The organism is Wolbachia endosymbiont of Drosophila mauritiana (genome assembly GCF_004795975.1).
Lineage (GTDB): Bacteria > Pseudomonadota > Alphaproteobacteria > Rickettsiales > Anaplasmataceae > Wolbachia.
Genome location: NZ_CP034335.1, coordinates 1,132,541 through 1,151,323 on the forward strand (window position 1 = coordinate 1,132,541; position 18,783 = coordinate 1,151,323).

17 protein-coding genes, 2 tRNA genes and 1 pseudogene are annotated in these 18,783 nt (G+C 35.6%); 10 read left to right on the plus strand and 10 right to left on the minus strand.

Translation table 11 applies throughout. The annotated features are described in order from the left end of the window. Positions 1–16: 16 nt before the first annotated feature. Positions 17–1,192 (minus strand): annotated as a pseudogene (locus EJB00_RS05370) (phage portal protein). Between the two features lie 384 nt (positions 1,193–1,576). Between EJB00_RS05370 and lipB the strand changes: the two are divergent. After that, entirely contained in the window at positions 1,577–2,194 is a 618-nt protein-coding gene (gene lipB, locus EJB00_RS05380; protein WP_135352992.1) for a lipoyl(octanoyl) transferase LipB, read from the plus strand. Beyond that, positions 2,194–3,168, plus strand: coding sequence for an LD-carboxypeptidase (locus tag EJB00_RS05385; RefSeq protein ID WP_135352991.1), 975 nt, complete (start codon positions 2,194–2,196; stop codon positions 3,166–3,168). Before lipB ends, EJB00_RS05385 begins: the two co-directional genes overlap by 1 nt. Positions 3,169–3,296: 128 nt before the next feature. Here the strand turns inward: EJB00_RS05385 and EJB00_RS05390 are convergent, their stop codons facing one another. Further along, a complete protein-coding gene (locus EJB00_RS05390) occupies positions 3,297–4,145 on the minus strand; it encodes an ankyrin repeat domain-containing protein (RefSeq protein ID WP_225416262.1) in 849 nt (282 codons plus the stop codon). Between the two features lie 199 nt (positions 4,146–4,344). Here EJB00_RS05390 and dnaE point away from each other — a divergent pair, with 199 nt between their 5' ends. From dnaE to EJB00_RS05420, 6 genes are all read left to right on the plus strand, one after another. Then, positions 4,345–7,665, plus strand: a complete 3,321-nt coding sequence (gene dnaE / locus EJB00_RS05395) for a DNA polymerase III subunit alpha (RefSeq protein WP_135352989.1) — start codon at positions 4,345–4,347, stop codon at positions 7,663–7,665. Positions 7,666–7,713: 48 nt separating this feature from the next. Continuing rightward, positions 7,714–8,487 (plus strand): 30S ribosomal protein S6, encoded by a 774-nt coding sequence (gene rpsF / locus EJB00_RS05400; protein ID WP_015587947.1) that lies wholly within the window; start codon positions 7,714–7,716, stop codon positions 8,485–8,487. Further along, positions 8,487–8,765 (plus strand): 30S ribosomal protein S18, encoded by a 279-nt coding sequence (rpsR, locus tag EJB00_RS05405; RefSeq protein ID WP_015587948.1) that lies wholly within the window; start codon positions 8,487–8,489, stop codon positions 8,763–8,765. Before rpsF ends, rpsR begins: the two co-directional genes overlap by 1 nt. Before the next feature lie 3 nt (positions 8,766–8,768). Next, entirely contained in the window at positions 8,769–9,323 is a 555-nt protein-coding gene (gene rplI, locus EJB00_RS05410; protein WP_015587949.1) for a 50S ribosomal protein L9, read from the plus strand. A gap of 128 nt (positions 9,324–9,451) precedes the next feature. Then, positions 9,452–10,753: an adenylosuccinate lyase gene (gene purB / locus EJB00_RS05415; protein WP_015587950.1), complete on the plus strand. Its 1,302-nt coding sequence runs from the start codon at positions 9,452–9,454 to the stop codon at positions 10,751–10,753. Continuing rightward, positions 10,744–10,815 (plus strand) — tRNA-Met (locus EJB00_RS05420). Before purB ends, EJB00_RS05420 begins: the two co-directional genes overlap by 10 nt. Before the next feature lie 554 nt (positions 10,816–11,369). Here the strand turns inward: EJB00_RS05420 and EJB00_RS05430 are convergent. Then, the gene (locus EJB00_RS05430) at positions 11,370–12,644 is read right to left on the minus strand and encodes an iron-containing alcohol dehydrogenase (RefSeq protein WP_015587951.1); all 1,275 of its coding nucleotides are present in this window, start codon (positions 12,642–12,644) and stop codon (positions 11,370–11,372) included. A gap of 42 nt (positions 12,645–12,686) precedes the next feature. Here EJB00_RS05430 and dapE point away from each other — a divergent pair, with 42 nt between their 5' ends. Both dapE and EJB00_RS05440 read left to right on the plus strand, forming a co-directional pair. Beyond that, entirely contained in the window at positions 12,687–13,883 is a 1,197-nt protein-coding gene (dapE, locus tag EJB00_RS05435) for a succinyl-diaminopimelate desuccinylase (RefSeq protein ID WP_015587952.1), read from the plus strand. A gap of 525 nt (positions 13,884–14,408) precedes the next feature. Then, complete coding sequence (locus EJB00_RS05440) at positions 14,409–14,699, plus strand: hypothetical protein (RefSeq protein ID WP_015587953.1); 291 nt, start codon at positions 14,409–14,411, stop codon at positions 14,697–14,699. Here EJB00_RS05440 and EJB00_RS05445 read toward each other — a convergent pair. From EJB00_RS05445 to EJB00_RS05475, 7 genes are all read right to left on the minus strand, one after another. Beyond that, positions 14,696–15,124 carry a hypothetical protein gene (locus tag EJB00_RS05445; protein ID WP_225416264.1) on the minus strand — a complete coding sequence of 143 codons (429 nt, stop codon included), beginning with the start codon at positions 15,122–15,124 and terminating at the stop codon, positions 14,696–14,698. The genes EJB00_RS05440 and EJB00_RS05445 overlap by 4 nt on opposite strands. Positions 15,125–15,262: 138 nt before the next feature. Then, positions 15,263–15,334: transfer RNA gene (locus EJB00_RS05450), tRNA-Gln, on the minus strand. Next, positions 15,325–15,660, minus strand: a complete 336-nt coding sequence (gene cutA, locus EJB00_RS05455; RefSeq protein ID WP_010402294.1) for a divalent-cation tolerance protein CutA — start codon at positions 15,658–15,660, stop codon at positions 15,325–15,327. The genes EJB00_RS05450 and cutA overlap by 10 nt, the downstream gene beginning before the upstream one ends. A gap of 274 nt (positions 15,661–15,934) precedes the next feature. After that, a complete protein-coding gene (locus EJB00_RS05460) occupies positions 15,935–16,414 on the minus strand; it encodes a dihydrofolate reductase (protein ID WP_015587955.1) in 480 nt (159 codons plus the stop codon). Beyond that, positions 16,411–17,664, minus strand: coding sequence for a dihydropteroate synthase (folP, locus tag EJB00_RS05465; RefSeq protein ID WP_135352987.1), 1,254 nt, complete (start codon positions 17,662–17,664; stop codon positions 16,411–16,413). Before folP ends, EJB00_RS05460 begins: the two co-directional genes overlap by 4 nt. Next, entirely contained in the window at positions 17,661–18,038 is a 378-nt protein-coding gene (locus tag EJB00_RS05470; RefSeq protein ID WP_007302114.1) for a dihydroneopterin aldolase, read from the minus strand. The genes folP and EJB00_RS05470 overlap by 4 nt, the downstream gene beginning before the upstream one ends. 22 nt (positions 18,039–18,060) lie before the next feature. Then, positions 18,061–18,720 carry a CADD family putative folate metabolism protein gene (locus tag EJB00_RS05475; RefSeq protein WP_015587957.1) on the minus strand — a complete coding sequence of 220 codons (660 nt, stop codon included), beginning with the start codon at positions 18,718–18,720 and terminating at the stop codon, positions 18,061–18,063. Positions 18,721–18,783 lie beyond the last annotated feature (63 nt).

Sequence of the window (18,783 nt, forward strand, 5' to 3'; positions counted from 1 at the left end):
TGTAAAAAGAATAATATCAACCCAGCTTATCACCACCGGGTAAAGGTTGCAAGCCAAAAGCTTCTCTTTTTTCATTGAGCGTCATGAAGCTTGCGTTTTCCACGTATTTCCACATCTTTTGCCTTTTTTCCATTAGAATTTCTACCACGTCTTTATCATATGACAAACATAAATCTTTGCCAAACTTGGGCACTAGCCAAGAATTTAGGTGACAAATAATATTTTCTAGAGTCGGTAAGACTGTCTGTTCTCAAAGGGAAAGACGTGCTTCAACTAAATTACTGTAAGTGTTATCACCTGGTATGCCAAGCAACTGCGGCGGAACGCCAAAAGCTAGCGCAATATCACGAGCTGAGCTATGTTTTGACTCAATAAAATCCATATCCCTCGGTGATAAACTCATTTCCTTCCACTCTAGGCCCCCTTCAAGCAATATAGGTCTTCCAGCATTGACAGGACCTGAGTAATGATCATTTATCTGTCCTTTTAAGCGTTGGTACTGCTCTTGACTTAAGTTTCCACCACTTCCATCCTTTTCTGATTTTACAACTATTGCACCACTTGGTCTTGCTCCATTTTGCAGCATTGCCTGATTCCAAGCACCAGCCTGATTATGCTGATCTATACTATATGCAGCTGCCTCAATTGGTGATAGTCCATACCAATCATTCAAAGGGTTAAAGGTTTTAAGATGCAGTACTGTTGAACGCCCAGTCAATTTATCAACTCTAAAGTCATAACTGTTGTTATTTACGGTATAACGATAGACATAAGGAACGTTATTTCTTCCTGGAATAATTTCAACTCTATCGGGGCGCAGAAGATAAAGCTCTGTTGGTTTGTTCTGCGCCTCAATCATCAATACATAAGAATTGCCGTTAACTAATCGATAAGTCACAATCCCCTCAATAAATTCCGATTTTGATGTCATTGGATTAGGAGAATAAAGTAATTTTAGTAAAGGATGTGTTTTTAGTTGTGACTTTCCCTGATCAGTAAGCTGGCAGAGAGTAAAAGGTACCGAAGATGCAGCACTTGCGATCATATTAATTGCTCGAAAGGCAATGACATTTTTTATGTAGCCTTCCTCGGCAAAACTTGCATAATCGCGCCTACTCCAACTTGGTTCCATCATTAGTTGCAAAGCAGAGTATTCACTACTTTTCTTTCTTTGAAAAATGTTAAAATTCATATGTGCCTCCTGAAAAATCGAATGTGTTAAAAGATTGAAATTGCGATCTCATTAATATGAGATGTTAATGATTTGCTTCATTAAGAATGATGTCATCCAAGTAGCTGACACTGGCGTCTAGAAAAAAAAGAAATATAGATTTCAGCGTCACGCGCTGGAATGACAAAGCTGTGAGTGCTACCAGAACTGGAACCTCAGTGCCTTCTCCACCTGTCATCCCAGTGCTTGACACTGGGATCCAATTTTTCATACAATCTAGTCAAAGACGTTCTTTTTAGCGTAAAGCAACTATGCTTACCAGTTCAGTGTGCTATCTACAATTAAATTTCTGGATTCCAGTGTCAAGTACTGGAATGACATTGATAGACCTAAAAAAAATTGAATATGACAGAATGGCTAATCTCTAACCAATTTACTGATTATAACCATTCTGTGAAATTCATGGAAGCAAAAATTCAACAAATTTACAATAATTTATCTGACGAGCTAGTATGGCTGCTCCAGCACCCTCCACTTTATACTGCAGGAATCGGTGCAACAGATGATGACATTATTGAAAAATTATTTCCTATATATAAAACAGGTAGGGGTGGTAAATATACATATCACGGACCAGGGCAGCACATTATATATTTAATGCTAAATCTTAAAAAAAGAAACAAATGTGACATCAAGCTATATATCAGAGACCTAAGTAATTGGATCATAAATGTTTTAAAACACTTTAATATACTTGGGGAATTTAAGGAAGATAGAATAGGCATTTGGGTGAACAACAACGGAGTAGAAGAAAAAATAGCAGCTTTTGGCATTCGCTTGAGAAAATGGGTAACTTATCATGGCATAGCACTTAATGTCTCTCCAAACCTTTCCCACTATGAGGGTATTATTCCTTGTGGACTAAAAGATTACGGCGTTACATCAATGGAAAAACTAGGAGTAAAAGTTTCTCTTTGCGAATTAGATGATATATTAAAGCAAGAGTTTCATAAGATATTTTAATGTATTCCTTTATTCTTTATTTTCTATGCCTTTTACTCACTAATCCTGCACACACAATCAATCAAGTTGATATTATTGCTCCTTCTTCGAAAGGAAAAGAATCAGATCTGCCTACTATAAGAGAATACGTAAAAACTTTGGGTTTTAATCCTCACATTTCGGAGAAAATATACAGTAATGACAACCCATTTTATTCTAACTCTGATGAGTTTAGAGCGAATGATTTGGTTAATGCGCTCACTGATGATAGCAAAATAATTTGGTGTATCAGAGGAGGAGAAGGGGCTTCTCGGCTAATTCTCTATCTAGAAAAGTTACCCAATGATAAAAAAGAAAGAATTGCTCAAAGCAAAAATAAGAAAATTCTTATAGGCTATAGTGACATCACTGCTTTACATATCTATCTACAGGTTCAATATGACTGGCAAACCCTTCACGGCACCATGTTAGAGATGATAGTAAATAACTCTGTTGCTGAAAGCTCTGTTGAAAAATTAAAAGAATTAATTCTTAACCAACGCAACTCTATCAGATTTGACAACTTAAAGATGATAAATAATGGAGTTAGACTAAAAAATGGCAGATTAGAGTCTAAAATCATCGGTGGTAATATGACTTTGGTTGAAAATAGCATAGGAACTGCTTGGCAAATAAACGCAAAAAACAAAATTCTATTTTTAGAAGACATAAAAGTTTATCCATATTCAATTGAGCGCAGTCTAGATCACCTAAAACAAGCTCATATTTTTGATGGAGTAGATGCAGTAATCTTTGGAGACTTTATTAACTGTTATAATGATAATCTTGTTGAAGTTGTAAAAGAAAGGTTTGCAAAAAGTGTTAACTTTCCTGTATTTACAATAAAAGGGGTAGGCCATGGACATACAAATGACCCTTTACCTTTCAACACTCACACTACCATTAGCGTTCAAGACGAGAAGGAGTTTATGGATGTGCAACAGTTATACAAGTAGCTTTATCTAACACTCCTTTCATTCCAGCACTTTCCCTTCAACCATTCAAGCAGCCCCTTCGTTGTCATCCCAATGCCCAGACACTGGGATCCAGGAACCTGCGTCACGCGCTCTACTATGAAGGAATGCTAGCAAACTCCCTGCTGTCCATTTATTAAGGCGGCAGATGATTTCTCTGCTCCATCAACTTTAGTACTAGGCTTTAGTAATTCATATGTAGCATAACCAACTACCAGTGCTGCTGCTGTAACTGCAACCACTGCTATAACGATAGGTATCAACTGAGCTGTAATTGTTCCAGTTGTAAAAAGTGCCACTGCTATAGAAGTGCCTAATAATGTATTCACTCCACCAGCAATCATTGCCTTATTACGTGCTTTCACAAAAGAACGTCCTCCTGCGTCTAATAGAGCTTTTACTACGCTTTCACTCTTAGCATACAATTCAATATGCATTTTGGCATATTCTAAATAAGTTATTCCATTTTTATCTACTGCATTAACATTTGCTCCTGCTGTGATTAAAGCATTTTCTATATCTACGTAACCATTCAAAGCAGCATGATCTAAAGGAGTCCTTTTATCTTTATCCACTGCGTTAACATTTGCTCTTTCTTTGATTAAAACCTCTACTGTGTCTACGCGACCATTCAAAGCAGCATGATGTAAAGGAGTCCTTTTACATTGATCCACTGCGTTAACATTTGCTCCTGCTTGAATTAAAGCATTTACTGTCTTTGTGTAACCATTCCGAGCAGCTATTATTAATAATGGAAGCTTTGAGTACTCTATCCCTGAAATATTTAAGCTAAATCCATGATTTACACCAAATTCATCTTTCTCCCACTCTTTATATAGACCTTGATCCTGTTTCTCTAGTTTGGTTTTTAATTCCTTAATTATATTATCTTTATTTAAGCCTTCCTTAACCTCAATCGTACTCAGTACTTCTTCCAGTGATTTATATTCCAATGCCATAATTTTACTTTCAATATTAAACAATATGTTTAATTATTACATAGTTATGATAAAAAGTCAATTAAAACAAGCTAATAACCGAGATTGTGAATAGTAAATTAGATTCAAATAGCCTCTTTGTGTTATTTCAGTGTTAGACCTTTTCATATCCTTACGAGCAAATTAATGTTATCCTTTTATTGCTAATCTAAAGTTTTTTATGTTCATACACTTGCGTGTTCATAGCGTTTATTCTCTGCTTGAGAGTTCGGTTAAAATTGAGGAGCTGATTGGTCTTTGTTTGCAGAACAAAATGCCGGCAGTTGCAGTTACTGACTCAGGTAACTTATTTGGCTCACTTGAATTTGCAGAATATTCAGCTAATAGGGGAATACAGCTAATAATAGGATGCAATATTATCGTTCGACACTTAGAACAAAATTTATCAATACTGCTACTTGCAAAAAATGAACAAGGGTACACTAATTTAGTCACCTTGGTGAGTGAGTCTTTTAAAAAGCGCAAGAATAACAGCGATATTCCTTACGTTGATTTTGATGAGCTATTAAATTTAAGTTCAGGCCTAATCGCCTTAACTGGTGGATATGACGGCATATTGGCTCAACTGTTATTGAAGCAAGATAAAGAAACGATAAAAAAACTGCTCTCAGCATTCGATGGTCATTTATATGTTGAATTGCAGCGTCATGGGCTGAATAAAGAGCTAGAGCTTGAAGAAGCTTTAATAGATTTTGCTTATCAGCGCAATATACCACTAGTTGCAACGAATGATGTGTTTTTTCCAAATAAGTCTGACTATGAGGCTTATGACATATTAACGTGCATATCGGAGGGCAGTTATGCCCTGGAGAATAACAGAAAGAAGTTAACTACCGAGCATTACTTCAAATCTGTGGCAGAAATGGAGGAGCTGTTCAGCGACATTCCCGAAGCAATTTATAACACTTTAGTGATAGCTAAGCGGTGCTCTTACATGCCAAGAAGCAGGCAGCCTATCTTGCCTAAATTTCCTTGTCGAGAAAATAAAACTGAGAATGAAGAACTGAGGGAGCAGGCAGTTTCAGGGTTGAAGCTGCGTATTGCAAATGAAACGGACATAGACCTTAAACAATACTACGATCGGCTGAATTACGAACTAAGCGTAATAACTTCGATGAACTACGCTGGCTACTTTTTGATAGTTTCTGATTTCATTCGTTGGAGCAAAGCAAATGGCATTCCAGTTGGACCGGGAAGAGGTTCTGGTGCTGGGTCGATTGTTGCTTGGAGCTTACAAATTACAGATCTTGATCCAATAAAATTTGGTCTGATCTTTGAAAGATTTTTAAATCCTGATCGTATATCGATGCCCGATTTTGACATTGATTTCTGCCAGGAAAAGAGGGATTTAGTTATTGATTATGTTTGGAAGAAGTACGGTTATGTTGCTCAAATAATCACTTTCGGAAAATTGCAGGCTAGAGCTGTGCTGCGTGACGTTGGTAGAGTATTGCAGATGCCCTACGCTCAGGTGGATAAAATATCCAAAATGGTTCCATTTAATCCGGTAAATCCGGTAACTTTATCACAAGCGATAGAGTTTGATCAAAATCTGCAGAAAGAACGAGATAGTGATGAAGTAATTGCAAAACTCCTTGATATCTCTTTGAAGCTTGAAGGAATATACCGTCACGTTTCAACTCATGCTGCTGGAGTTGTGATATGCGATCAAAAGTTAGAAAATTTTGTTCCCGTCTATTATGATCCAAATTCGGCTTTGCCAATCACTCAATACAGCATGAAATATGTGGAGAAAGCTGGGTTAATAAAATTTGATTTTCTTGGACTTGGTACGCTAACACTAATAGATCATGTATGTCGTTTAATTAATCGTGATGAAAAAAAATTTGATATTTCCTCGGTTTCTTTGGCTGATCAAAGAACTTATGAAATGCTCTCAAGAGGTGATTCAATCGGAGTGTTTCAGCTTGAAAGTTCAGGGATGAGAGAAGCTTTAATCAAACTAAAGCCAGACTGTATTGAAGATATCATCGCTTTAATTTCTCTTTATCGCCCAGGGCCTATGGATAACATCCCAACTTATGTTGCAAGAAAGCATGGACTTGAAAAGCCAGATTACATTCATCCATTGCTTGAGGAGGTGTTAAAAGAAACATTCGGAGTAATAATCTACCAAGAACAGGTAATGGAAATAGCGCGTATTCTCTCTGGATATAGCCTCGCAGAAGCAGATTTACTCAGACGTGCCATGGGTAAGAAAATTAAGGAAGAGATGGATAAACAACGTGAACTTTTTGTTCAAGGAGCAACAAAACACGGTGTTGATTACGACAGGGCAAGTTATATTTTTGATCTTGTTGCAAAATTTGCTGGTTATGGATTTAATAAATCCCACGCTGCAGCATATGCGATTATATCTTACCAAACAGCTTACCTTAAGGCTAACTACCCGCTAGAATTTTTTACGGCCTTGATGAATCTCAACATTGATGATAGAGACAAACTGAATTTGTTTTATCATGCTGCAAAATTCAGTGGAGTTGCTGTTCTTTCGCCTGATATCAGCAAATCTAAGGCTGAATTTTCAATAGAGGGTGAGCACATACGCTACGGAATTGCTGCTTTGCGTAATGTTGGTTTTGCTATAGCAGAAGGAATAGTAAATGCACCTTATAAGGACATATGGGAATTTATTCAAAATTTGGGGCATATAATAAATAAAAGGGCATTAGAAAGTTTAATTAAATCTGGAACATTCGATAGTGTGCACAAAAATAGAAAGCAGTTATACGAGTCAATAGACACATTGATTTACTTTGCAAATAAAAATAGGCAGTCAAATCAAGCTGCTTTATTTGGTAATCTTGATATTCTGAAGCCAAAACTTGAGAACGTGGAAGATTTTAATGAAGAGGAAAAATTAGAGCATGAGTTATTTTCATTGGGATTTTACTTAACTAATCATCCACTTGAAAAATTTAGAACTCTCTTGAAAAAATTAAATATTGGGTTTATCGGAGAGAGTAAAACGATAAAAACTGCTGGTGTAATATTAAATGTGCGTATGAGAACCTCAGAACGTGGAAGATTTGTTATCCTAACACTTTCTGATCCCCACAATGTTTCTGAAATAGCATTCTACAATAATGAAATAATAGAAGAAAAAAGGAATCTATTTTCACCTGGAGCATTTGTGATAATTGATCTTGAAATTTCAGAAAACACAACGAGACTATCAGGAAAGGACATATCTGAATTTACAGAAAAGGTTACTTCTCTAATGAAAGGATTAGTTTTAACTGCTGTATGTGCAGACTCGCAAAAAGTTGCTGAGGAGTTGAATGCAGTGTTGAAAAATGGAGGCAAAACCAAAATAATGCTAAAGTTTCTTCTCGAAAAACATAAAGTCAGCATCTTGTTGCCAGGTACATATTCAATCACCCCCCAAGCTATTTATGAAATATCTCACTTAAGTTGGATTGAAGACGTAGAAATTAATACAAATAACTTGCTTATATAAAAAAGTTTTATATAATAAAGTGTTTAATTGATATTAAAGGAAGATATAGTGAATCTCTATGAATTTACTTTTATAGCACAACCGAACTTATTGCAGCAAGAAGTAGAAGAAATGGTCCAAGAATTGGCTATTTTGTTGAAAAATATTAAAGCAGATGTTATTTCTCAGGAGGTTAAAGGTCTCATAGAAAGAGAACATAGCACAGTTACAAAACAAGAGCTAGAGGCAAGTACTGAAAGCATTAAAAAAAGTCTGATTGTTTACTCTGATTTTTTAGAAACTCTGACAAAAATTTTATGGGTTGAATTGGAAGAAGATTTTTCAAATTTAAAAGAAATAAAGTCAAGAATCGATAAAGAATTGAAAAATGAACTAAGTGATACGGGAATAAAACAAAATTTTATGGACCTTCCAGGAGCTAACACTAAAAGTGCATTTATCTATAATGTAGTAAATGCTTTTAAGGAAAATATTTCACAATATCTAATAAAGCTCCTTCAAGAGGTTTTAAAAAGTTTTAAAATAGTAGACTCAAATCAATTGAATAAAACGCTGGAAGTGCTTTTGAAAAATATTGAAGCTTCAGGATTGATAAAATATGAATATTGGGGTCTACTGGATTTTGCATACCCAATAAATAAGATGAAAAGTGGTCATTACTGTATGATGTGTATAAGTTTTACTTCAAGCATTATGGATGAATTTGAGCGTAGAGTAAAACTGAATGAGAATATTATTCGCCACTTGTCTGTACGGGTTAATGAGTTTTTTAAAGGTAAATCTTACATGATGGATAAACAAATTGAGGAGAAAAGTGCATAATGATGAAAAGACGAAATAGTTTTAATAATTCTTACGTGTCTGTAAATAACAGAACTGGCTTTAGGCGTCCTAAGGTCTGTCCTCTTGCTGCATCTAAAGATGAGGACATAGACTATAAGAATATAGATTTATTGTCCAAATTCACCTCTGACTATGGTAGAATATTACCTAGAAGGTTAACAGGTGTGTGCGCAAGAAAACAAAGAAAGTTGCGCTTAGCAATTATAAGAGCACGCTTTTTAGCTCTTGCTCCTTACTGTACTAAAAAAGTTAGGTAATTTATGTTAATAATTTTAAAGGAAAATATAACAACTTTAGGTAAGCTTGGTGAAGTTGTCAAAGTTAAGCCAGGTTATGCACGTAATTTTCTTTTTCCACAAAAAAAGGCGATGAAAGCCACTAAGGAAAATTTAATAAAGTTAGAGGAACAGCGTTTATTATTGGAAGAAGAAAATACCAAAAAATTAAATGCAGCAAAAGTGCTTGCATCATCACTGCATGATAAATTTATTATATTAATAAAGCAAGCTTCAGAGGATGGAAAGATTTTTGGCTCTTTAACCACACGTGAAATTGCAAAAACTTTATTACAAGAAGGATATGATATAAGTCATCATAGTTTATCTTTGGGTGGAATAAGCATCAAAAATTTGGGCGAGTATCAAGTGAATATAGAATTACATAGTAAAGTGATAGTGCCAATTACTATATACGTTGTCAGATCTGAGAAAGATGCACATGAATTAAGGCAAGCAAAGTTGCAAAATCAGAAATCTGAGCAACAAGAGGCAGAGCAAGATGCGAGTAAAGAAGCTACTGATGGTGATGATAGCTGATCAAAGATGATCCCTTGTTATAGTCGTAAAGAAATGTTTTCCATTGCTAAGCTGGTATCATCCCAGTGCATGATACTGGGATCCAGTGTCATGCACTGGAATGACACCATTATTGGAATAAATCAAAAATGATCCCACGCTATAGCCGCAAAGAAATCTCTTCTATTTGGGAAGAAAAAAATAAGTTCAACATATGGCTCAAAATAGAAAAATTAGCATGTGAAGCTCAAGCAAAATTAAAAGTTATTCCAAGTGATGTTGCTGAAAAGCTCTCTGGTGCTATTGAATTTGATATTGAACGTATTAACGAAATTGAATCCATTGTAAAACATGATGTTATAGCTTTTTTGACATATATTGCTGAAAAAGCGGGAGTTGATGTTCGTTATCTCCATTACGGAATGACAAGTTCTGACGTTTTAGATACATGCCTTGCGGTTCAGTTAAAGGAATCATGTGATATTTTGCTCGAAAATTTAAAAAATATACTTGCAGCACTGAAAAAAAAGGCTGAGGACTATAAAAATATTGTTTGTGTTGGGCGCAGTCATGGAATGCATGCAGAATCAACAACTCTTGGATTAAAATTTGCTAGATTTTATGCTGAATTTAAACGCAATTATCAGAGATTAATTAGCGCGAAAACAGAGATCTCGATTTGTAAAATATCAGGTGCAGTAGGTAATTTTTCAAATGTTGATCCGTTTGTTGAAGAGTATGTAGCGAAAGAAATGGGACTTATACCTGAAACCATATCGTCTCAAGTCATTCCTCGTGATAGACACGCAATATTCTTTTCAGTTTTAGGAGTGATTGCAAGTTCAATAGAGAATATTGCCGTTGAAATACGTCACTTGCAAAGAACTGAAGTTGGAGAAATTTCTGAGTATTTTTCCACTGGTCAGAAGGGAAGTTCTGCTATGCCGCATAAGTGTAATCCTATTTTAAGTGAGAATTTGACTGGGCTTTCACGCTTAATACGCAGCTATGTTTTTCCTGCATTAGAAAATGTTGCATTATGGCACGAACGAGATATATCGCACTCGTCTGTGGAAAGGTGCATTGCTCCTGATGCTTGTATAGCAATGGATTTTGCTTTAGTACGATTAACAGATTTGATAGATAAATTGGTGATCAATAAGGAAAATATTGAAAAGAACTTAAATTCTTCAAAAGGCTTGGTTTTTTCACAACGAGTATTACTCGAGTTGGTAAATAGTGGTTTGGCGAGGGAAGAGGCGTATAAAATTGTTCAGAGCAATGCAATGAAAGTGAAACAAAACAATAGTGATTTTCTGGCCGAACTGAAACAAGATAAATTCTTACTTGAAGTTATTAACTCTAAAAAACTTGAATCTTTGTTTGATTTGAAGTATTACACGAAACATATAGATCATATATATAGCAAGGTTTTTAATGAGGCTGAGTAGCTCAGTGGTAGAGCAGGAGGATCATAATCTCTTGGTCGGGGGTTCAAATCCCTCCTCAGCCACTCAAGCTAAGCTATGGTTTGGCGATAGCAGCGCATTTGACAAAATAACGTGATTCATTGTCAATTAACTGAAGTTTTTTTTCAGTTGTTCATATAGTATATGGAATAATGTATGTGAAGTGATAAAGATACAACATTTGTTGTATCTATTCAGGGGAATGGCTAATGGTATCCGTTCAAGAAAGTGGTAAGGTAGATGAGAAAAGACAACTAAATGAATTTCATCCGAGTAGCTGACACTGGCATCTATATAAAGACAATCTCATGCACTCATTTAAAGTGAAGTTTTCTGGATCCCAGTGTCTAGGCACTGGAATGACAAGAAAAGAGTTGACTTGAATGACACCGAATAGGCACTGAGACAGAGGCTACTTGAATAATATTTCACCATGTCATTCCAGCACTTGATGCTGGAATCCAGAAGTTTTTTGAGCACAAAAGTCATGCTAAGTTTTTGTTGTTAAGAAAGGCTGGATAGCTACTTGCATGACACCATTTGTTACTGTGTTTTTGTCTATCTTATTTTGCTACCCTACTGAACGAATACACAAAATCTAACTTTTTTCTATACAACCAGCTAGGTCAAGAAAGGTGAATCTATCTCTTGTTACAAATGTAAGATTGACTACCTTGCAATATTGCTCTTTGTTCCAATTAAGATGCTCCGGTAAGTAGGGAATTGATAGATCTTCAAATACTTTCTGCAGGTGTTTTGCAGATAGTAAATTTTGCTTAATTAAACTAGAAATATTACTCCATTCTTTGCAAATAATCTCTTGAATTTTTTGCTGCATCATTTGCTTCTGCTTTAGAATTTTTATAAATTCGGTATTACCAAAGCACTGAGTTATATGTTTTACATCTAAAGTGATCGGTTTGGTAATCGGGTTTTGTATTGACAATATCTCCTCTTGCAAGTTAGCCATGGTAATCGTTGTCACAGCAATTTTTTCCCCATGTAACGAGGAGGAATAATCCTGTGTTACCATCTCAATTGCATGAGCTATCATATGTTCTCCTTGACTTGCAGAGTAACTGCCTTTTGACATCACCATTCCGAGTCCTGAAATCAATAAGGCTTCCATAAGTAATAAAACTACTTTTTTATCTTTTTTAGCAAGTGCCAGGTGTTCTCTGAGCAAAATTTCCTCCAGATTGCGAACAAGTTTAAAGGGGAGTTCATTATATTCTGTGCCAAGTAATAGATGAGATAATAGCCAATCGGCTTGTACTGTTGAACGGCAGATGAAATCTGCAAATCCACTTAATGTGAGACGTGGTGGTGCATTGGCAATTATATCGGTATCAATGTATATTGCCTTTGGAAGATGTGCTCCGAACGATTTTTTATATCCATCAACTAATATTGAAGCGTTTGCAGAGCTATATCCATTCATGGAAGCGGCTGTTGGGAACGATATATAATCTTTTTTCTCGAGGTAGCTTGCATATTTGCAGATATCATTAACAGTGCCACTACCAAATGCAACCATTAAGTCACTATCTTTTGCTTTATTTCTAACTAGGTTTACAGCTTGGAGGGAAGCAGCGCTGTTCAGTCTATTTGGTGTCATCCAAGTAGCGTGACACTGCGATCCATCATAGATTCCAGTGTCACGCTCTGGAATGATAGGTGTGGCTGGAATAATTAAATGAGAAACTTTATTAAGTATGTTTTTGTTTAAAAGTTTTGCTGTATTTTCATCTGCAATCAGAAAAATGTCATTTCCGTATTGTCTACATATTTCATAGATATTATCAGCAAGTACTTTTACTTCCCTAATAAGAACTTGTTCTGTGTGCTGTAATATTTGTTTTAAATATCGCATAGAATGTTTACAATACGGTAATGTTAGTATTTCAAGATTGATATGAAGATTGACCCTGTAGAACTAACTAAGAAATTAATTTCTTTTAAAAGTATAACACCAAAAGACGATGGAGCAATAGAGCATATAGCAGCCATTCTCAAGAAAAGTGGTTTTGAATGCGAGATTTTGGAGTTTGGTGATAAAGTTAAAAATCTTTATGCGAAATATATAAATGGAGTACCAAACTTGTGTTTTGCTGGACATGTTGATGTTGTACCACCAGGTGAGTTAAAAGATTGGATATCTGATCCATTTAAGCCAGAAGTTAGAGATGGAATGCTATATGGAAGAGGAGCAGCTGATATGAAAGGCGGAGTAGCTGCATTTATTTCTGCAATGGTAGATTTCGTTGCAGAGAAGTTTCGATTTAGTGGTTCAATCAGTGCACTGATTACCAGCGCTGAAGAAAGCACGGAAGAACATGGAACAAAGGCCGTTTTGGAATGGATGAAAAGCAAGCAAAAAAAGATAGATTTTTGTATAGTTGGAGAACCAACGAGTAATGAGAAATTAGGTGATACCATAAAAATAGGTAGAAGAGGTTCTGCAACATTTAAATTGATTTGCCATGGTAAACAAGGGCACGTTGCCTACCCAGACCTAGCGGATAACCCAATATATAAAATGATATCGATATTAAGTAAGATAAAAGATACCACTTTTGATACTGGTAATAAATATTTTCAGCCTTCACATTGCGAAATTACTACTATCGACGTTGGAAATAATACTAATAATCTAATACCTAGTTCAATAGCAGCAGGTTTCAATATTCGATATAACAATACACAAACACCGGACGTTTTATATAAGATGATTGATGCAATATGCGCCAATGTGACTAACGATTATAAACTTTCTATGCAGAGCAGCAGGGACGTTTTTCTCTCTACTCCTGATAGAAATACTGATATTATGCTTGATGCGATAAATAAAATTACTGGTATTGATGCTGTGCTGAGTACAAATGGTGGCACATCTGATGCTGCGTTTATTAAGGATATTTGTCCAGTAATTGAATTTGGTACGATCAACAAAACCGCACATCAGGTAAATGAATGCGTATCAGTAGACGATATACATAAATTAACAGCTATATATAAGGAGTTTATAAAAAATTATTTTTACCCCACTAATAAAATATTAAACCAGATCAATGTAATTGGTAATACGCCTGATGGTCCATTATTAGCTTGAGGTGCAGTTGGATAGAGAAGAAAACTTACTAGACACATTTTACCAACCCCTTATTATAATATTAAGGGTATTTTTGACTCAAAACTTGTCTTTGATCTGTGCAAGCTCAATAACAAAAACTCAGTAAAAAGCTTATTAGCGAAAATTATATGGTATCTGTTCAGCAGAGTGGCAAAATAAGATAGACAAAAAAAGTATAAGAGAGAAATCGGTGTCATGCAAGTAGCTGACATAGGTTCCTTTATAATGCCAGTGCTCAGACACTGATTTTTGATCGAAAATGTTGTCTTGTTTGTGATGAATTTTCCAGTGTCGCGCATTGATCATTTTTTTCTATAGTTGTCTTTTCTCGTCTACCTTATTTTGCTACCCGGCTCTACCTACCCAGATGCTTCTGAGAATTTCTTAAACATTTATAGCTCATACAAAACCCGGTCTGACTGTCATAAAGGCTTGCATGACCGCTTCAGCAAGATAACGTTCGCACTACTTCAAATTCTAATTTTCAACTTAAAGAGGTACATAATGTCAAATAACTTCAATTTCAAAGAATTTTTTCACCATCACGAAGCAAATAGCACTTTAGATGATATACAAAGGTACTTCATACTGTGGCAATCAGTGATATCACAGTCAACGATTGATGCAGCAAGTAACTGTAAAAAAACAGAAAGCTTGGTAGAGAAACGTAAAGCAATTTCCTGGCTGTCAGACTTTAGTCAAGATTTTGTTGAAACATGTATACTGGCTGACTGCGACCCGATATACGTAAAAAACAAAATACAGCCAATTTTAAAAAAGATAAAGCCCTTTTAATGAGGTTTACCCCTCTCACCAAGAAAAATATCATTTAATCTTTTTTCTATAGCTTCATCTATATCTTGGATTAATAGCTGCTTTATCATATTCACTTTCCGTTCTGCCTCTTGAAGATTATTGTTACCGTAACTGTTCTTATTACTACAACCATAACTACTACCATTTGGTTTATTACTCATTTTTCTTCTTGTGCTGAGTATCTGAACTATCTTCTCCTTGAAAAAAGACTTCCAGCCTGTGCCAGAAAATAATTTGTAGAGAAAATGCGGAGTAAGAAACGCTACTAATATTCTAATAGAAACTCCATAACCCAAATCATCTCTATTTTCATAATACCATTTTAAATATTGATATAAATGGTAAAATGCATTTTTGAAAGAGCTAAATTCTACAGCATACCAAAAGCCACTGGTGAGAAACATGAGCATAATGCTCGATGTATAAAGATACAGAGTGAAAAGAAATAGCTTAACAACTATATCTTTCAAACTGCCCAGTATGTAATTAAATAACCTTAATTTATAAAAAAGTGATATCATTTCACGCACACTTCAATAAAGCTGGGGTGGAAGGATTCGAACCTTCGCGTGGCGGTATCAAAAACCGCTGCCTTACCACTTGGCTACACCCCAATATTGTTTATATCAATAACATTATTAACCCAATTAGTAAAAGATTTATTCGCTTTTCCTATGGGTATTATCACAACGGCTGGTTGATCATAAGAATGCATTGCCTCGATTTTTTCTACAATCTTATCAGCCTGATCATTCCTACTCTTCATAATTGTCACCACTTCACAATTACTATTAATTTTACCTTCCCATAGATACAAAGAATTTACCTCAGGAAATATATTTACACACACAATTAACTTCTCATTTAACAATTCTTCAGAAATAGCCTTAGCCTCTTTCAAGTTTGAAAAAGTTATATAGACTAAAACTAAATTGCTCATTAATCGCTACATAAATGCACTTCACTATACTGCACTTAGATTTATTCATCAAGAGAAAATAGAAGAGACTTCTTCAGTGCTTGACACACAGAAATTGAAGATGTCATTTAGTAGCTCTCCTCTTGTCATCCCAGTGCCTAGACACTGGGATCCATTTTTCATCTAGATTCCAGCATCAAGTGCTGGAATGACATAGCGGAATGTTATCCAAGTAGCTGACACTGGAATCCAGCTTTCATTAGAAACATTGATTACTTTTATGCTAATAATTTTACTATTCTGCCGAACGGACACAATTGCATATAGTATAGTCTTTAGTTTTAGTGAGAATAGTTTTATTCCACTGATCAAGGAGTGCTAAATTGAAATACGTATCACCTTTATAAGTTTTATGCATTTCAGTCATAATAAATTCTGAGATTAGGTTATGCTCTAAAAAAAGGTGTGCTATTTGTGCCCCACCAATCACAAAGACTTGAGAACTACTTTGAATTGACAGAAATTCTTGCATGGAAGAGATAACAGTACATTTTGGGCCTCTATTAAAACACTTGTTACGGGAGAAAACAATAGGTGTACGATTCTTTAGTATGCTCTGAGGCACGGTTTCAAATGTCTTTCTTCCCATCACAATAACTTGCTTGTCGGTTACTTGACAAAAATGTTTAAACTCACTTGGATAACGCCAGGGCAAATCATTATTTATTCCAATTACCCCATTAGGGTCAACAGCCATAATTCCAATAATCTTCATCCCTTTAAGACAGCTTGGGCTACAAAAAATCTCATGTGGTCGCGTACATTATGCACTCTAAGGAAATCAACCTTATTTTGCAGTATAGCAGATGTAGCAATTGTTTCTAAATCTCTATTAGAGGGAGATTCTATGGAAAAAGAGGAAATAAATGACTTTCTGGAATGGCCAACTAAAACCTTGCAGCCAAAATTTTGTAAAGTTTCTATACTGCGTAAAATCTGAATATTCTGATACATAGATTTGCCAAAACCAATACCAGGATCAATAATTATTGAACTTTCATCAAAACCAAGGGCAAGTAACCTATTAATGCTCTCCTCTGCCCAATTATTTATGATATCAATTGGGTCAATATCATGTGGAATAATATTGTCCTTATGTGGTGGTATCGAAAGTGAATGCATAATAACGACACTACACCCACTACTAGCAATCGCTTTTAGAGTATGATCATTCAGATCTCCCTTCTGATCATTTACCCAGGCAATGTTGTAGTGCTTCAAAACGTTTAAAATAACGTCTGGCCAAAAACTATCAATGCTGACTTCAATATCACCATTTTTCATATAGTCGCTAAGATTATCAAGTACTGGTTTTAGACGTTCATACTCTTCCTCTGGCGTCTTTATTGAAGCTCCAGGCCTTGTTGATTGAGCTCCAAGATCAACTATGCTTGCACCATCTGATACCAGCTGCAATGCCTGCTTGGTTGCTCGATTCGCATCATAATAAAGACCACCATCTGAAAATGAATCAGGGGTAATATTGACGATACCCATAAGCTTTGGTGAAAGCGTAAAACTCTTTGAAAAACAGTCTTGAACATTGAAAGCAAAGGTTTTGTTAACCATTGCCATCAAGTGGAGCAAAAATGGTCTATTTACTAATTCTGGGTGAGGAATTTTAAGGTCAGGCGTATCAAGCGTTAAGTCATCCAATAACAAAATATCTAAATCAATAACACGAGGTGCCCATTTTTCATGAGTCTGTGGACGACCAATGTCACATTCGATTTGTTTTAAGCCTTTTAGTAGCTCCTCAGGAGAAGAAGAACAACTTCCATAGACAATCATGTTGAGAAATGGCTTGTTCCAATCAGGTGGAGCACCATTTGGTAAAATAGCCTTAGTTTCTAGAATGATCGAAGACTTTAAGTCTTTTAAATAGCGCTTCTTTAGTAACTCAGTAGCTCTTTGTAAATGGGAAAGGCGATTACCTATATTTGATCCAATAGAAATATAGATCATTCTTGCAATTCATTACAGTAAGTAAAAAAAACGCCCCCATGCACACCAGGAACTGGTGGTGCGATTTTGTGAGTAGTCACCCTGACAGAATGCTCTTTTTGCATAAAAAGGTCGTTAATCATCCTGTATATATCATGAGTTAAATGCTCGATTAAATTAAATTGCTTGCCCTGAACAAGAGATTGAATATTTTGCACTACTTCCAAATAGCAGATAGTATCTTTAAGTTGATCAGTTGTAAGCCCTGAAGGAGGAGATTTAAAAGTGAAATCAACATCAATACTCACCAATTGGGGAGAAAACTTCTCTTCTGCACTACATCCCAAATGAACCCAAAGCCGTAAATCAGATATAAGAAGATTACATGCTACCACTGAATTTAGTATCTACTTATAATTAATGACAAACATCAACATTCATCATGCCATCAAGAAAACCCCATAAGAGTTTTGCTCCTTTTTTAGCGCCTTGCATGACTTTCTCTTGCTCTTCTTCGCTTAAATCTGCAATAAGGTTTGCACATTCTTCAGAATGCCACTCATCAGCTTCCATATGAACGGTAAAAAATTTGAGAGGACGTTCGTCGTTTATTGAATAGTGTTTTTTCAGACCCTCAATTTTAGATTTAGAAACCTCTGGAGTTTGACGTTCATAAGCGTACAGAGCTCCAAGACCTGCTGCAAAATCTGATTTTACAATGTCAAAATAACCATCAACTAATTCTCGTGTCTCCTTAATTTGTGCATTTTCACAAAGCTCTGAACGTGCTACTCCCAGTCCTTCAGCAAAACGCTGCCATAATTCTGGGTGATTCTCGTCACCTTGTTCTTCCTCTATTAAATTACCAAGTAAAACTTGCCGCATTTTCAAATTCGGACACAAGGAATGTATACCGCTGATATAACGAGGAAAAGCAGCAACATGGTGATAATATTCCTTAGCATAGGTTTGCAGAGCCTGCAGGCTTAAGCTACCTTCATTCCATGACTCGTAAAATGGGTGTTTTAATAAGTGAAAACTATCTAATTGATTATTAAGTGATTGAACAAATGTCATAAATAAACACTAAATTGTTTTAGGCTACGTTTAGGTTTATCAAATGTCAAGAGGCATTTCTCA

Excerpts from the sequence above, each read along its gene's own strand:
- purB (WP_015587950.1), top strand. The coding sequence starts at position 9,452 with ATGATCCCACGCTATAGCCGCAAAGAAATCTCTTCTATTTGGGAAGAA.
- lipB (WP_135352992.1), top strand. The coding sequence starts at position 1,577 with ATGACAGAATGGCTAATCTCTAACCAATTTACTGATTATAACCATTCT.
- cutA (WP_010402294.1), bottom strand. The coding sequence starts at position 15,660 with ATGAGCAATTTAGTTTTAGTCTATATAACTTTTTCAAACTTGAAAGAG.
- EJB00_RS05430 (WP_015587951.1), bottom strand. The coding sequence starts at position 12,644 with ATGCGATATTTAAAACAAATATTACAGCACACAGAACAAGTTCTTATT.
- EJB00_RS05390 (WP_225416262.1), bottom strand. The coding sequence starts at position 4,145 with ATGGCATTGGAATATAAATCACTGGAAGAAGTACTGAGTACGATTGAG.
- dnaE (WP_135352989.1), top strand. The coding sequence starts at position 4,345 with ATGTTCATACACTTGCGTGTTCATAGCGTTTATTCTCTGCTTGAGAGT.
- EJB00_RS05445 (WP_225416264.1), bottom strand. The coding sequence starts at position 15,124 with ATGTTTCTCACCAGTGGCTTTTGGTATGCTGTAGAATTTAGCTCTTTC.
- rplI (WP_015587949.1), top strand. The coding sequence starts at position 8,769 with ATGTTAATAATTTTAAAGGAAAATATAACAACTTTAGGTAAGCTTGGT.
- EJB00_RS05440 (WP_015587953.1), top strand. The coding sequence starts at position 14,409 with ATGTCAAATAACTTCAATTTCAAAGAATTTTTTCACCATCACGAAGCA.
- dapE (WP_015587952.1), top strand. The coding sequence starts at position 12,687 with ATGAAGATTGACCCTGTAGAACTAACTAAGAAATTAATTTCTTTTAAA.
- rpsR (WP_015587948.1), top strand. The coding sequence starts at position 8,487 with ATGATGAAAAGACGAAATAGTTTTAATAATTCTTACGTGTCTGTAAAT.
- EJB00_RS05385 (WP_135352991.1), top strand. The coding sequence starts at position 2,194 with ATGTATTCCTTTATTCTTTATTTTCTATGCCTTTTACTCACTAATCCT.
- EJB00_RS05460 (WP_015587955.1), bottom strand. The coding sequence starts at position 16,414 with ATGAAGATTATTGGAATTATGGCTGTTGACCCTAATGGGGTAATTGGA.
- EJB00_RS05475 (WP_015587957.1), bottom strand. The coding sequence starts at position 18,720 with ATGACATTTGTTCAATCACTTAATAATCAATTAGATAGTTTTCACTTA.
- folP (WP_135352987.1), bottom strand. The coding sequence starts at position 17,664 with ATGATCTATATTTCTATTGGATCAAATATAGGTAATCGCCTTTCCCAT.